The sequence below is a fragment of the Kitasatospora sp. GAS1066B genome, from assembly GCF_041262605.1.
Classification (GTDB): Bacteria; Actinomycetota; Actinomycetes; order Streptomycetales; family Streptomycetaceae; genus Kitasatospora.
Genome location: NZ_JBGCCO010000047.1, coordinates 25,591 through 40,252 on the forward strand (window position 1 = coordinate 25,591; position 14,662 = coordinate 40,252).

The 14,662-nt window shown below is 71.8% G+C and carries 11 protein-coding genes; 7 read left to right on the top strand and 4 right to left on the bottom strand.

Annotation, left to right across the window (positions count from 1 at the left end; translation table 11 throughout):
• Positions 1-261 precede the first annotated feature (261 nt).
• The 6 genes from ABH937_RS34705 to ABH937_RS34730 all read left to right on the top strand — a co-directional run bounded on the left by ABH937_RS34705 (position 262) and on the right by ABH937_RS34730 (position 6,109).
• Complete coding sequence (locus ABH937_RS34705; protein WP_370220558.1) at positions 262-1,290, top strand: ABC transporter substrate-binding protein; 1,029 nt, start codon at positions 262-264, stop codon at positions 1,288-1,290.
• 65 nt (positions 1,291-1,355) lie between these two features.
• A complete protein-coding gene (locus tag ABH937_RS34710; RefSeq protein WP_370220559.1) occupies positions 1,356-2,309 on the top strand; it encodes a TauD/TfdA dioxygenase family protein in 954 nt (317 codons plus the stop codon).
• An 87-nt stretch (positions 2,310-2,396) separates the two neighbouring features.
• A complete protein-coding gene (locus ABH937_RS34715) occupies positions 2,397-3,341 on the top strand; it encodes an ABC transporter permease (protein WP_370220560.1) in 945 nt (314 codons plus the stop codon).
• A 14-nt stretch (positions 3,342-3,355) separates the two neighbouring features.
• Positions 3,356-4,195, top strand: coding sequence for an ABC transporter ATP-binding protein (locus tag ABH937_RS34720; RefSeq protein ID WP_370220561.1), 840 nt, complete (start codon positions 3,356-3,358; stop codon positions 4,193-4,195).
• On the top strand, positions 4,192-4,692 hold the full coding sequence (locus tag ABH937_RS34725; RefSeq protein WP_280694350.1) for a flavin reductase family protein: 501 nt from the start codon (positions 4,192-4,194) through the stop codon (positions 4,690-4,692). The genes ABH937_RS34720 and ABH937_RS34725 overlap by 4 nt, the downstream gene beginning before the upstream one ends.
• Before the next feature lie 55 nt (positions 4,693-4,747).
• A complete protein-coding gene (locus ABH937_RS34730; protein ID WP_370220562.1) occupies positions 4,748-6,109 on the top strand; it encodes an LLM class flavin-dependent oxidoreductase in 1,362 nt (453 codons plus the stop codon).
• A 28-nt stretch (positions 6,110-6,137) separates the two neighbouring features.
• Here ABH937_RS34730 and ABH937_RS34735 read toward each other — a convergent pair whose 3' ends face one another.
• Positions 6,138-9,029, bottom strand: coding sequence for an AAA family ATPase (locus ABH937_RS34735; protein WP_370220563.1), 2,892 nt, complete (start codon positions 9,027-9,029; stop codon positions 6,138-6,140).
• Positions 9,030-9,615: 586 nt separating this feature from the next.
• Here ABH937_RS34735 and ABH937_RS34740 point away from each other — a divergent pair.
• On the top strand, positions 9,616-9,990 hold the full coding sequence (locus ABH937_RS34740) for an ATP-binding protein (protein ID WP_370220564.1): 375 nt from the start codon (positions 9,616-9,618) through the stop codon (positions 9,988-9,990).
• A gap of 8 nt (positions 9,991-9,998) precedes the next feature.
• On the opposite strand, the gene ABH937_RS34745 is transcribed toward ABH937_RS34740, so the two are convergent.
• The 3 genes from ABH937_RS34745 to ABH937_RS34755 form a co-directional block, all read right to left on the bottom strand.
• Positions 9,999-11,405, bottom strand: coding sequence for an NAD-binding protein (locus ABH937_RS34745; protein WP_370220565.1), 1,407 nt, complete (start codon positions 11,403-11,405; stop codon positions 9,999-10,001).
• A gap of 181 nt (positions 11,406-11,586) precedes the next feature.
• A complete protein-coding gene (locus ABH937_RS34750) occupies positions 11,587-12,378 on the bottom strand; it encodes a neprosin family prolyl endopeptidase (RefSeq protein ID WP_370220566.1) in 792 nt (263 codons plus the stop codon).
• 510 nt (positions 12,379-12,888) lie between these two features.
• Positions 12,889-14,253, bottom strand: coding sequence for a helix-turn-helix domain-containing protein (locus tag ABH937_RS34755; protein ID WP_370220567.1), 1,365 nt, complete (start codon positions 14,251-14,253; stop codon positions 12,889-12,891).
• Positions 14,254-14,662 lie beyond the last annotated feature (409 nt).

The window sequence follows — 14,662 nt, forward strand, 5'->3', positions numbered from 1 at the left end:
GGCTGGGCTGTTAGGCCACAGTTCGTTCCGCGACCTCCCGGACGCGGCTTCCCGTGACCACACCGGGGCGCTGAAGCCAGTTCGCCTTCACCTGGTTTCACTGGCCTCCACCCGCCTCCACCCGCCGCGACCGGCGCGAGCGCTTCGGCGCTGCCGACCCGCCGCGGGTCGCCCCCCTGCCCTGGCGCGCCTGCCGGCCCGCTGCCCCGCGCCGTGTCCGCGGCGATCGCCATGCCCGTCGCACCCCTCCCGAGGAGCCGCATGAGACCCCGAGCAATCCGCAGCGTCGTCCGCGCGCCGGCCCTGGCCGCCCTGCTGTCGTTGGTGGCCGCCTGCGCCACCGGCGCAGGCGCCGATACGTCCTCGGGCGCCGCCGGATCAGGGCAGATCACCTTGCACGTAGGCGATCAGGGCAAGTACCTGCAGACCCTGCTGGAGACCTCCGGTCAACTTCAGGGCCTGGGTTACCACGTGGTCTTCGACCAGTTCAACAGCGGTCCGTTGGTCAACCAGGCCTTCGTCGCCGGAGCGGTCGACTTCGGCGTGATGGGCGACACCCCGGCCATCTACGCGGCGGCCGCGGGCGTCCCGGTGGATGTGGTCGCCGCCAGCCACACCGTGGGACCCGGCTACACCCTGGTCGCCCGACCCGGCTCCGGAGTCCGCAGCCTCGCCGACCTCAAGGGACACAAGGTCGCCTACTCCAAGGGCACCGCCAACCAGGGCTTCCTGATCCAGGCGCTGGCCACAGTGGACCTCGAACAGCAGGACGTCACCCCGGTGGACGTGCCGCTGCAGAACATCGGCGAGGTGCTGGAGTCCGGCACCGTGGACGCCGCCACGGCCTCGCCCCAGGACCTGATCACCTACACCCGGGCGCATTCCGGTGCGGTCTCGCTGATCAACGGTCAGAACGTCTCCTCCGGCTACACCTTCTGGTTGGCGACCCGCAAGGCACTGGGCGACCCGGCGCGCCGCACGGCGCTGCTGGACTTCGTCGGCCGGATCGTCAAGGCCAACAGCTGGAACGTCGCCCACCCGGACGCGTGGATCGACGCCTACTACGTCAAGGTCAACAAGCAGACGCCCGACGTCGGCAAGCTCATCTGGCAGGCCTCCGGGGAGACGAGGTTCGCCCCGGTGGACGGACAGGTCGTCAGTGCCCAGCAGCGCCAGGCGAGCCTCTTCCTGGCCAACGGCCAGCTGCCCAAGAACGTAGACGTCTCCGGCGAGTTCCCCGCCGACGTGCAGGGTGCCTTCAACGCCGTGGTCGCCGCCGAGCAGAAGTGACGCTCCGTCAATCTCTCTGCAGCATCAGCCCATTCGTACCGTCAGCCATAGTGAAGGGAATCATCATGAGCACCCCCACCCTCTCCGTGCGCCAGGTCGCCGGACACATCGGCGCCGACATCGACGGCGTCGACCTGTCCCGGCCGCTGTCCACCGACGCCGTGCAGCAGATCAAGGAGGCGCTGCACCGGCACAAGGTGGTCTTCTTCCGGGGCCAGAGCCTGGACCACACCGCGCAGATCGCCTTCGCCCGCCAGTTCGGCGAGCTCACCTACGCCCACCCGCACGACGACACCCCGCCGGAGGACCACCCGGAGATCTTCACCGTCGACCCGCGCCGCTTCGAGGAACGCTACGGTGCCGGCTTCATCGATGAGTACCGCAAGCGCCAGTACAGCTACTTCGACGGCTGGCACACCGACGTCACGGCCGCGGTGAACCCGCCCGCGGGATCGATCCTGCGCGCCGAGACCGCCCCCGAGATCGGCGGGGACACCCAGTGGACCAACCTGGTGGCGGCCTACCAGGGCCTGTCCGCCCCGCTCCGGGCCTTCGTGGACACGCTGCGGGCCGAGCACCGCTACGGCGGCGGCCGCGCCGTCGAGCGCGGCACCGAGTACGCCAGGCGCATCGACGGCAACCTGCTGGTCGCCGTCCATCCCGTGGTGCGGGTGCACCCGGAGACCGGTGAGCGGGCCCTGTTCGTCAACCCCGGCTTCACCAGCCACATCGTCGACGTAACGGCGACCGAGAGCCGGCGGATCCTGGAACTGCTCTACGCGGAGATCACCCGGCCCGAGTACACCGTCCGTTTCCGCTGGGAGGCCGGGCACGTCGCCTTCTGGGACAACCGGGCCACCGCCCACCTGGCCCCGCGCGACCTGGCGCACCTGGACGTGGCGCGCACGCTGCACCGGGTCACCCTGATCGGCGAGGTGCCGGTGGGCCCGGACGGGCGGGAGTCCGAACTGGTCCACGGCCGCCCGTTCACCGCCGACCGCGCGGTCAGCGCGGTCTGACCCGCTCGCCCGGTGGTCCGCCCGCCCGCTCGCACCGTCTCCCTCCGGGGGGCGGGTGGACCACCAGCAGAGGAGAGGATGCCGCCCATGGCGAGCACCGACGCGATCGCCGGCACGGCGCGCACCATCGAGAAACCCCCCGGTGGCCCGGCGCGGACAGCCGTGGACCGCCAGCCCGTGGACCGCCGGCCCGTGGACCCGTTGCCGTCCCCGCCGCCGTCCCCCCTGGTGGACGCTGCGGCAGTGAGCCGTTCGCGCCGGCCGCGGATCCCGCTGCCGCGCCCGCTGCGGCGGTTGGCCGGACCGCTGTTGCTCCTGTTGATCTGGCAACTGCTCGGTAGCCTCGGCGAGATCGACCCGCGGATCCTGGCCACACCCGGTCAGGTGCTGGCTGCGGGCTGGGAGTTGACCCGCAACGGGGAGCTGGCGAGCAACCTGTTCGCCTCGCTGCAACGGGTCGCGGAGGGACTGCTGTTCGGGGTGACCGCCGGCGTCGTCCTGGCGGTGGCCGCAGGGCTGTTCCGGCTGGGTGAGGAACTCGTCGACTCCACCATGCAGGTCCTGCGGGCGCTGCCGGCCCTGGGACTGCTGCCGCTGGTGATCATCTGGTTCGGCGTCGGCGAGGAGCCCAAGGTCGCGCTGGTCGTCTTCGCCACCGTCTTCCCCGTCTACATCAACACCTACGCCGGCATCAGGGGGGTGGAGAGCCGCCTGGTGGAGTCCGCCCGAGTGCTCGGCCTCGGCCGGGCGGGCCTGATCCGCCACGTCATCCTGCCCGGCGCCGTCCCCGGCTTCCTGGTCGGCCTGCGGTTCGCCCTGACCAGCGCCTGGCTGGTGATCATCATCGCGGAGCAGCTCAACGCCACCAGCGGCATCGGGTACCTGATGAACCAGGCCCAGGCCTGGTACCGCACCGACATCATCGTGCTCGGTCTGCTGATCTACGGCCTGCTGGGCCTCGGCGCCGATGCCCTGGTCCGCCTGCTGGAACGCCGCCTGCTCCGTTGGCGGCGCGGATTCGACGGCACCTGAAGGGAGCCGGACCCATGACCACCACCATCGCCAAGTCCACCGCCGCCATCGGTGCGGCGGCCGCTGAGGCGGCTGCCGAGGCCGCTGCTGCGGGGGCCGCCGCGGCCGCCGGCGGGGCCGGCATCCCGCCCGACACCGCCGTCCTGGCCACGGGCCTGCACCGGTTCTTCGAGGGCCGCGAGGTGCTTGCGGGAGTGGACCTGCGGATCCGCCGCGGCGAGTTCCTGGCCCTGCTGGGGCGCAGCGGCTCCGGCAAGAGCACGCTGCTGCGCGCCATGGCCGGGCTCGACCCGGACTACCAGGGGCGGTTGCTGGTGCCACAGCGCCGGTCCGTCGTCTTCCAGGACCCGAGGCTTCAGCCCTGGAAGCGGGTGCTGGACAACGTCGTGCTGGGCCTGCCCGGCCCGCGCGCCGGTGCTCGGGCCCGGGGGCTCGCGGCGCTGGAGGAGGTCGGTCTGGGTCAGCGCGCCGGTGCCTGGCCGGTCACCCTGTCCGGCGGCGAGGCGCAGCGCGCGGCGCTCGCGCGAGCGCTCGTCCGTGCACCCGAACTGCTGTTGCTGGACGAGCCGTTCGGCGCGCTGGATGCGCTCACCCGGATCCGGATGCACAGCCTGCTGCGGGAGCTGTGCCACCGGCACCGGCCCGCCGTGCTGCTGGTGACCCACGACGTCGACGAGGCCATCCTGCTCGCCGACCGCGTCGTGGTCCTCACCGACGGGCGGCTGGGCCCCGGCCGTGAGGTCCGGCTGCCCGAGCCCCGGCCCCGCAACCACCCGGATTTCGCCGCACTGCGCACCGCCCTGCTGACCGAGCTGGGTGTGGCGCACGACCCCGACGAGGTGGACACCCCGTGACCGACGTCCTGCCCGCACAGAGCGCCCGAATCTCACCCGACCGGTTCAGACAGGCCTTTCGCCGGCATCCGGCGGGCGTCGTCGTGGTCACGGTGGACGCCGGGCGCGGTCCGGTCGGCTTCACCGCGACCTCGCTCAGCTCGCTCTCCCTCGATCCGCCGCTGGTCTCCTTCGGCATCGCGGTGACCTCGTCGTGCTGGCCGCACGTCCGCGACGCCGGGACGGCGGTGATCAACCTCCTCGGAGCTGAACAGGAGGCACTGGCAAGGCGGTTCGCCACCAGCGGGATCAACCGTTTCGCCGAGCCGACCTGCTGGCACCGGCTGGCCGGTGGCGAGCCTGCCCTCGACGGGACGGCCGGCCTGCTCACGATCCGCATCGAGCGGCTGGTGGCCGCCGGCGACCACCGCCTGGTCCTCGCCCGGGTCGAGGAGGCCTGGCTGCCGGACGGCCACCGGCCGCTGGTCCACCACGACGGCCGCTACCACTCGATCTAGTGCCGCGTCAGGCACTAGCAGAACCACCATCAGCGACGCGATTCGGAGCAGAACCATGACCACGGCCGACCGCCGGCTTCACTTCAACCTGTTCATCCTCGACACGGGTCACCACGAGGCGTCCTGGCGCCTGCCGCAGTCCGACCCGCTGGCTCACATCGATCTCGCGTACCACCAGAAGCTGGCCCGGATCGCCGAAGCGGCGACCTTCGACTCGGTCTTCCTCGCCGACAGTCCGGCGCTCTGGGGAGACCCGGGTCAGCGGCCCAGCGGCCGGCTCGAGCCGACCCTGCTGCTGGCGGCGCTGGCCGGCGCGACCAGCCGGATCGGCTTGATCGCCACCGCTTCCACCAGCTACAACGAGCCCTACAACCTCGCCCGCAGATTCGCCTCGCTGGACCACATCTCGGGCGGCCGGGCCGGTTGGAACATCGTCACCACGGCCGGCGACGTCGCCGCCCGCAACTTCGGGCTCGACGCACAGCCGGCGCACGCCGAACGCTACGAGCGTGCGGCGGAGTTCATCGAGGTGTCGACCCGGCTGTGGGACAGCTGGCAGGACGACGCGGTCGTGGCCGACAAGGAGCGCGGCGTGCACGCCGAGGCGGACCGGGTCCGCCCGATCGGCCACGCGGGCCCGTACTTCCGGGTGGACGGCGCGCTGAACGTTCCCCGCTCGCCGCAGGGCTACCCGCTCCTGGTGCAGGCGGGGTCGAGCGAGGACGGCAAGGACTTCGCCGCGCGCTATGCCGAGGCGGTCTTCACCGCGCAGCCGACCCTGGAGGAGGGGCAGGCGTTCTACGCGGACGTGAAGCGCCGCGCCGCCGCGGTCGGCCGTGACCCGGACCATCTGAAGATCCTGCCCGGCATCGTGCCGGTGATCGGGGACACCGCTGCCGAGGCAAGGGAGTTGGAGGAGGAACTGGACCGCCTGATCCGGCCTGAGTTCGCGCAGCGCCAGCTCGCCGGGCTGCTGGGGATCGAGCCCGAGCGGCTCGCCCTGGACGAGCAACTGCCCGCGGACCTGCCCGAGGAGGATGTGATCGAGGGCGCCAAGAGCCGCTACACGTTGATCGTCGAGCTGGCCCGGCGTGAGCGGCTGACCGCCCGTCAGCTGATCGGACGGCTCGGCGGCGGTCGTGGGCACCGTACTTTCGCCGGCACGGCCGTGCAGGTGGCGGACACCATCGAGCAGTGGTTCCGGCAGGGCGCGGCGGACGGGTTCAACATCATGCCCGCCGTCCTGCCCGACGGGTTGGAGGTGTTCGCGGACCGGGTGGTCCCGATCCTGCGTGAACGCGGCCTGTTCCGCACCGCCTACACCGGTACCACGTTGCGCGAGCACTACGGTCTGCCCCGCCCGGTCAACCAGTTCGGCGTCCCCACGGCCGTGCGCGACCTGGTGGCGACGCGCTGAGGCCGCCGCACCGCGGCGTTCCAGGGCGCTACGGGTCGTGGGTCAGGGCGTCGGCGACGGCGTGTCGACTGGTGACGCCGAGCTTCTTCAGGACGCTGGCCACATGGTGTTCCGCCGTACGGGGGGAGAGGAAGAGGGCTTGGGCGATGTCGCGGTTGGTGGCACCCGAGGCGAGGAGGTCGGCGACTTCCTGCTCGCGGGGGGAGAGCTGCTCGCCGTATCCGCGGCGTCCGACCTGGGGGCGGGCTTGGCCGAGGTCGCGCAGCGTGCGCTGGCAGCGGGCGGCGTCGGACGTGGCACCCAGGCGCCGGTAGACGTCGTCGATCTCCGTCAGGTCCAGCGCGGCACGGTGCGGCGTGCCGGGGATCCGGGTGCGCGCGGCGTGCTCGGCGGCCTGGGCTGCGGGGTAGGGGCGGCCGATGCCTTGGAAGGTGGCGCGAGCACGGCCGAAGTGCTCGCAAGCCCGGGCCGGGTCGTCGTCGCGCAGGAGCAGTCCGCGGCAGAGGTGAAGGTGAGCGGTGGCAGCGGGCGCGTCGTGGTCCTCGACCGCGTGCTCGAAGTCCCTGGTCAGCTGTGTGGCCGACGCGGGCCGCCCGGTGGCCAGGGCGGCCTCGACGGCGACCGGAACCAGGGCTGAGGCTCTGAGCCAGGGCCCGTCGCGTCGCAGGCGGTCCGTTGCCGGGGCGCTGATCGCCCACGCCGTCTCGGGCTCACCCTGGGCAAGCCTGACCCGGCCCAGACCTGCGGCGGCATCAGCGGTCCACACCGCGTAGTTGCTCGCGTCTCTTGCGGTGGTGTACCTCTTCAGGGCCTGGCTCCACTGTCCGCGGGCCTCGGCGAGCGCACCCAGAACCAGCGATCCCTCGACCTCCAGCATCTGGATGTCCGGGACTTGGGCGAACAGGGACGCGTAGGCGGTCTCCAGGTCGCCCCAGGTGCCCTCGTACCAGGCGAGTTCCTGGCGCAGAATGCGGCACACGGCGTCAAGATGCGGGACGCCGGTGCGGTGGGCGAGCTCCCGGCTCTGTTCGAGCAGGGCGCCCACCCGTCGGTCGTGGCCCAGATCCAGCGCGGCGTCAGCCGCGTTGTACAGCGCTCTGGCGGTCTGCCGCAGAACACCCGGGTCGCTGCCTTCCCGGGGCAGGCGGTCGACCAGCTCCCACACCTCCGGATGCCCGAGCTGGGCCAGCACCGCGATCTTGTCGGCGCGCACCGTGGCCCGGGCCGCCTCATCGGTGCTGGCCTGCACGGTGCGCTCGGCGTGCTCGATCCAGGCCGTCGCCTCCGCGGCGGGCCGCCCTCTGAACGTCGCGTACAGGGCTATGTGACTCATCGCGTGCGCAGCCGTCTCAGGCCGCTGCTGGTCCAGCTCCTCGATGGCCCTTTCGAGCTCCCGAATGCCTGCCGGGTCGCCGGCCTGACTGGTGAGGATGAGGCCGAGTCCGACGCGGATCTCACCGCGGGTGGTGGCGGGCAGCTGGGGGTCGGCCAGGATTCGTCGCAGGACGGCCACCGACGCCGTGTACTCGACGCTGTAGGTGGCGGTGCGGCTGAGGGCCAGGGCCACTCGGGTGCGCACGTCCTCGTCCAGCCCGGGTTCGGCGAGGATGGCGTGCAGAAGGGCGGCGGCGGTGCCCTGGTCACCCAGCGCGAGCGCCTGAGCGGCGGCCGCCTCGGCCTGCGTGAGCCAGCCCTCCCGGTCGCCGAGGGCGCGGAAGTGATGGGCGATCTGCACCAGCGGGGGGTTGCCCACGGTGCGCAGGGCCGCGATCGCCCGTTCGTGCAGGCGGCGACGCTGAGGGCCGGGAATGGTCTGGTAGACGGCTTGCTGGGCGAGGGTGTGGCGGAACCCGTACCGCATCGGCCGGCTCTCGCGCAGTACCGCAGCCCCCAGCACCTCCATCAAGGCCGCCATGCCTTGCTCGGGGTCGAGATCTGCGACACGAGTCAGCACGAGTTCGTCGGCGGGCACCGCCAGCACCGCGGCGGCCTCCACCATCGCCACCGCCGGCGGGGCCAGGCCTCGCACCCGCGTGGTCACCGCCTCCCGCAGTCCGCGAGGCACCATCGCTTGGCCGAACCCGGTCGCCGGATCGACCACCTCGATGCTCAGGTGTCCCCGGCTTCCCTGCTCACTCAAGGTGATCAGGTCCTCCTCTACCACCAAGGGCAGGCCCGCACTGCGCTCGAACAGGACGCTGCCCAACGCGTGAGAGGCGCGCGGGCCCAGGGCGGCAGCGGTCAGGTTGTGGATGTCGGCTTCGGTCAGCGGAGCCAGATGGACCTCCGCGCCGCTGGTGCCCGGCGGGCGGCGATAGGCCGCACCGAGGACAGGCTCACCTACCGGCAGCTCCTCGTGCCGGTAGGTGAGCACCAGGCCGAGCTGCGGTGGCAGGTCGCGGGCCAGGAGCAGCAGCAGCTCGCGGGTGGCTTCGTCCACCCAGTGCAGATCCTCGATGACCAGGACCGCGGTGCCGCAGGCCTCCAGGACCGCGCGCGCCGCCCGTACCAGCTGGTAGCGCTCGGCCCCGGCCGCCTGCACGTCGGCGGGAGCGGGAGGCAGGTGGTCGGCCAGCTCCGGCAGCAGCGGCGCCAGGGCGCCGGCCAGTGGGGTGATCTCGGCGGCCGGCGGCAGGTAGGGGCCGGCCTGGCGCAGGGCATCGATGACCGGCCCGTAGGGGAAAGGTTCGCGCAGCGGGTGGCAGCATCCGTACAGCACCCGCCCGCCCCGGTCGATCAGGTCCGCGGTCACCTCGCTGACCAGGCGGGACTTGCCGACCCCGGCTTCCCCCTCGATCAGCACGACTGCGGGTGGATGCTCCAGGGCCCCCCGCAGGAGACCGGACTCCCGTCGACGGCCCACGAAGGCGAAACCGCCGCCGCCTGCGGGGCGGGGACCGGGATCGAAACCAACCACCATGACGCACCCAGCCGTTCACCACGGCCACGGGTGGCGGCTGCCGTCACGCCCCGCGTCACACCCCGCAACCTCGTCACCACCACGCTAACGCGCGAAGCGCGAACGGGACGCCCGGCAGAGCGACAGTCGCCCTGTCGCCCCCCACCCGCCTACCGCTGTGCGGTACCCATCGTTCTTCTCGCTCTATGGGTGTGCTTACGCGTTGATCTCACAGTGACCGCCGGCGTTCCCTTGAAACAGATGTCCAGGACATCCGGACGCTGAAATCCCGTGCAGTCCAGCTGCCCCTGCCATCGCTTCCGCACTCTCCCGCCATCAGGGACCTCTCAGGACAGGGGGCAGCGTCATGACGATCGGTGAAGCGGACGGCCCGCCGATCCTGCGGCGCCCGCCGCTCGCGAACACCCCGGCGCTGCTCGTCCCGCCCATGCGCCGAGGACCGCGTCGCCGCACGACTCCCCGCCGGGAAGTCCCCTCCTCCCTGCGCGGGCGCCTGGCCTGCTTCCTGCTCCAACTCACCCGCCCGATTCCCCAGCCGCACCGAGATGAGACCAGATCTCAACGGTTCGATCGCCACCCCACATCCGTGGCCGCCGCGCGGAGATTCACCCGCGACTGCCTGGTCGGACAGCCCCTTGAGGAATCGGAAACCGCCGAGCTGCTCGTCAGTGAACTGGTGACCAACGCCGTGCGCTACGGAGCCGGCCCGATCCTGCTCACCGTGACCGTCCTCGGCAGGTCGCTGCGGTGCGAAGTCACCGATGCCCATCCGGCAGCCCCCTGTTTCAAGGAGGCCGCCGCCGACGACGAATCCGGTCGGGGCATGCAACTGCTCCATGAGCTGTCCCATCGCTGTGGCGTCCGTCCGGCTCACCCGGGAAAGACGGTCTGGTTCGAACTGCGGTGTGCGGGCTCGACCGACGCTTCCGTGCACTGCCTCGACCGCTTCGCCGACCCGTAGCGGCCGGCTCAGGAGCAGGTGGCGTCGGCTCTGGGCCGGTCCGGCTGCTCCGGTGGCCACGCGGCGATGTGGTCGCAGTCGTCGCGGGCCGGGACGGGGCTGGCGACCAGGCCCTTGCCGGGCAGCTCGAGGTAGTCGCAGTCGATGTCGGCCACGACGAATTCCGGTTGTCCACCGGTCAGTTGGGCCACGATGAACGCGGCGCTCGCCCGCGTGACGTCACGGGTGTGTCCGAGTGGCAGAAGTGACCGCGTTTCGGCGATGGCCTCGTTCTCCCCGGCCCGCAGCACCACACGGACACCAGGTGCCGCGCCGTGCGCGGCGACGGCCACGGCGATGTTGTCCAACTCGTCCGATCCCATGGCAGCCAGCGCCCGCGCGCGGTGCAGTCCGAGTCGCTGGAGTACGTGGCGGTCCTCGCCGTGGGCGAGTACGACGGGTATGCCCAGTGAGCGGGCCAGTCGGAGGTGGGCGGCGGTCGGGTCGCGTTCGATGGCGACCACGGGGATGCGCAGTTGGTGCAGTGCCTGGCACAAGCGGATGCCCACGTGTCCCAGTCCTACGACCAGGACGTGGCCGGACCGGGGTAGTGCGCGCGGGCCGAGGATGCCGACGAGGCGCGGGCCGCTCATGCGGTTGACGAGGCCGGCCGTGAGCAGCGCGGTGAAGCCGAGCGTCGCCAGCATCATGGCGCCGGAGACCGCTTGGTAGGCGGTGTGCCCGGGGTGCGTGACGGCGGGTCCGACGGCTGTGACGACCCGCGCGGCCTCGACGAACGCCGTCCCGACCGGTTCGTGGAAGGCCGTGCACAGCCAGGCCCAGTCCAGACCCAGCACGGCCGTGATGCCGGCGAGTCCGCCGAGGAACATGCGGGTGTCCGCGTCGTGGGGCCGCAGTTGTCCGCTGAGCCGCCCGAGCAGGGATCGCCACCGCGCGGTCGCGGAGTTCTGCCATGCCGTGTGTGTCGGGCGGCCGTCCTGCCGTCGCACCGCGTGTCCCGTCCGGGACAGCGCCAGGAGGTCGGGGGCCGCACAGAGCCCGGCAAGAGTGGGGGCCAGCAGTTCGGCCGGGGAGAGGGTTGTGCAGTGCGGCAGGAGGGCCTGGAGCTGTTGCGCGATGGTGCGGTCGAAGACGGTGACGACGACGGGTGCGGCAGGGCTGAGGTGCCGGACGGCGAGGGCGTAGCGGAGTGCGGTGACGTCGTCGCGTGTCAGGACGGCTACTCCCGCCGGTCTGCCCGCCAGGGCTCGTCCGAGCTCCTGGTCGTCGGGTGCCGGGAGGTGGTGTACCTGCCGGCGCTGTTGGCGCAGAGCGGCGCAGACACGTCGGGTGAGGTTGGTCGTCCCGATCACGACGAAGCCGCCCGTGTCGGGCTCGCGGTCCGAAGTGGCGGGGCCGGCGGAGGTGTTGTGCACAGCGAGGCTTCCTCTGGCTGTGGTGGGCGGACGTGGCGGGGCCGGGGGAGTGGGTGGCGTGCGTGATCGACGCACGCCACCGGTGGCGGGGCTGCTGGCTGTTGGTCAGGGGGCGTGGCTCCGGGCGGCCGGTGGGGGAGGTGTCCGGAGCCACGCCCGGTCAGCGGGGCCTGACGCGGCCCTAGCAGGCGCCGCCGGCGCCGGGTCCGCCGAGCTGGAACGAAGTGGCGGTGGCGCTGCCGAAGTTGTAGTCAGCGGGATCGGTCGCCCGCACCGCGAAGTTCGGTTGGTCGTTGGACCCGTAGAGCTGGTAGTTCGAGATGGAGGAGGAGGAGTTGGACCGGCTGCCGCAGGAGCCGTCGCCCATCCAGCTCTGGCTGACCTGGTCGGGGTCGGCGACTTCACCGAAGGCGCTGACGAGTTGCGCGCTGGTGAACGTGTCGGCCTGGGTGGTGGGGTCCTGCCAGAGCGAGTCGGGGAAGTCGCCGACGGCGTGACCGTTGTAGTAGATCCACCAGGCCTGGGTGTTGGCGTCGTGGTCGATCTGGTAGGTGGCGGTGACGCCCGAGGTGACGGGCATACCGGGCCAGGCGCCGGTGCCGGTGGCGGGGACGAAGCCGCAGCCGTTGTAGCACGAGACCTGGCCGTTGACCCAGTGGAAGACGAACAGGTGCGGCAGGTAGTCGCCGTTGACCTGCGGGTCGACGGTCCAGCCCACCTCGATGGTGGACTGCTGGTTCGCGTCCTGCACGGACAGTTCCTGCAGTGAGTGGCCTTGTGCGCTCGCCACGTAGGGGGTGGCCTGCATCATGGTGACGCCGGCGCCGGTGGCGTTGGTGTTCTGCTGACCGGAGACGTAGCTGAACCACGCGCCGTTTCGGTAGGTCGCGGCGTCCGCGCTCTGCACGGGCAGCAGGAGCGAGAGCCCCAGCGCCGCCGCGCCGAGCGTGGTGAGTGTTCTTCGGATGGACATGACTGACCCTTTTTCTGTGGGGGTTCGTCCCGGGGACGGGCTGGTCCCGGGAGGTTGGGGGCCTGGCGCCGACAGTTCGCGCTGTCGGCGATCGCCACCTCGGGTCCGTTCGTGAACGCCGAGGTGGTGCCCACGCGTTGACGTATCCCGCCGGAGCGGTGGCGCGGGTGGTCGCGGGCCCGGCCGGGTGGCTCGGGGAGGCGACGGCAACGTGGGGGCGCGTGCGAGGCCATCGGGCGGTGCGGCGAGCGTGGCGCAGGCAGCGGGTACGGCCGCCCCGTGCCGGCCCATCCCCAGCGCCCGGGCGACCTTCACGGCCTTCCGCTCCCGCAGAGATCTCACGACAGCGCAGCACCGCGGCCGGCTGACCGAGCCCAAGGGCGAGCACTGATACTCGTGAGATAACTTCAGTTACATGGCTGGTTAAGTTAGGGGTAACCGACGGAGCCCCGCAACCCCTACCGCCAAGTCGCTTTCGAGCGGCAGGAAACGGCGGCCGCCGCGGCGGTCTCAGCCGTGTCGCTCGGGTGGCACGACGGGGACGGCCGGTGCCGGGCCGAGCGTCGTGGTGCCGGGGTGGGCGGCGCGCAGCAGGCCCTGGCGGTAGGCCGCCACGGCCTCATCGGTGCGCTCGAGACGGTGCAGCAGGTCTCCGAGCATGCGGCAGGCGTCGGCCAGGTCGCCGGACGCGCCGGCCTCCTCCAGCAGGGCGACGGCGGCGCGGTAGTGCCGCTCGGCCGCGTCGGTGTCGGCGTGCTCCTCTCGGATCGAGCCGAGCAGGCGGTGCGCGGCGGCGGCGTGCACGGAACCGTGGCCGAGGCCCAGGTCGCCGAGCATCCCGGTGAGCAAGTCCGCAGCCTCCTCGCCACGGCCGCGCCGCCACCACACGTCGGCGAGTTCCACCTCCACCTGGAGGGCGTAGAACTCCGCCCCGGCGGCGCGCAACATGTCCCGCGCGGACTCCAGCTCGGCCTCCGCCGCAGGCAGTCGACCGTGCTGGGTGTGCAGGTAGCCGCGCATCCAGTGGCAGTGCGCCAGGTCGGTGCGGATCTCCCACTGCTGGTACACCGTCTGTGCCTTGACCAGGTAGGCCTCCGCGTCCTCGAAGCGGCCCTGGGCCGCGAGTGTGCGGGCCACGCCCCGGTGCAGGTTGGCGACGGATACGGGATCGTGCACGCGTGGCGCCAGCTCCAGGGCGTGGTTCGCCGCCTGTCCGGCTCGCTCGTAGGCGCCCATGTCCAGGTAGAGGGTGAGTACCGTGGTGTAGAGCAGCAGCAGCGCGTCGGGGTCGGCCAGGCCCTGGTCGTTGAGCTCGTCGAGGGTGTTCTCCAGCAGGTAGCAGGCATAACGGAGTTCGCCGGCAAGCCGCAGTGTTCGCGCCCGCCCGCGGATCGCGGCGACTCGGCGTGGCAGCGGCTCCTCCGCGAGCAACTGCTCGGCCTCTTCGAACCGGTCCCGAGCGGTCGTGAGGTCGCCGCGTTCCAGCGCGCAGTCGCCGAGCGCGACGAGAACCTCGGACCGCAGGTCGGTCAGGTCGAGTTGGACGGTCTGCTCCAGCAGATCGCCCAACAGGTCTGCGGCGGCGCCCTCGCCGGTGCCGAGCAGGCGGCGGGCCTCGCTCAGCCCAAGCCGCAGTCGGGCGCGCAGGCCGGTGGGAATACCGGTGGCCAGCTGCTCGTAGCTGGTGCCGAGCTTCTCCGCGAGGTAGCGCAGCGCGGTCTCGGAGGGACGCCCCTTGCCCGCCTCCAGGGTGGAGACGTAGGCAGCGGTGTACTGGGGCTCCGCGAGCTGCCGCTGGGTCAAGCCGAGTTCGGTGCGCAGCCGTTGGATGCGCTCGCCGACCTGCTTCGGCTCGCCGGTACCCTCCCCGGCCATGGGGCATCCTTCCTGGTCCTGGTTGCGGCGATCTGATCGCCCGTCATGGTCCGCTCATGGCCAGGCTCCCTCAGCGGGAGCACGGCCGAACACTCCTATCACAGCGCCGCCGCGGCCGTTCCCTCCCGTTGCGCCTGCTTCCTCCCGTGCTGCCCCTTCTCTCCAGGCTCCGTGACCGAATCGCAACCGTGGCGGCGGGACTACTCGTCGGTCGGGGATTGCCCAGGCCATCCGTCCGACCTAGGTTAACCAGCTAAATAACCAGAGTTACACAGCCATTTATGTTCCCCGTGTGTCGCTGACTCCGCCATCGCGCTGCTCAACTCACGCGTCCCCGCGGATGAGCTCCCATCCCCGCTCCTCCGCTCCCATCGTCCGCTTCCGCGCCCGCCAGGACGCGACCGCCCTC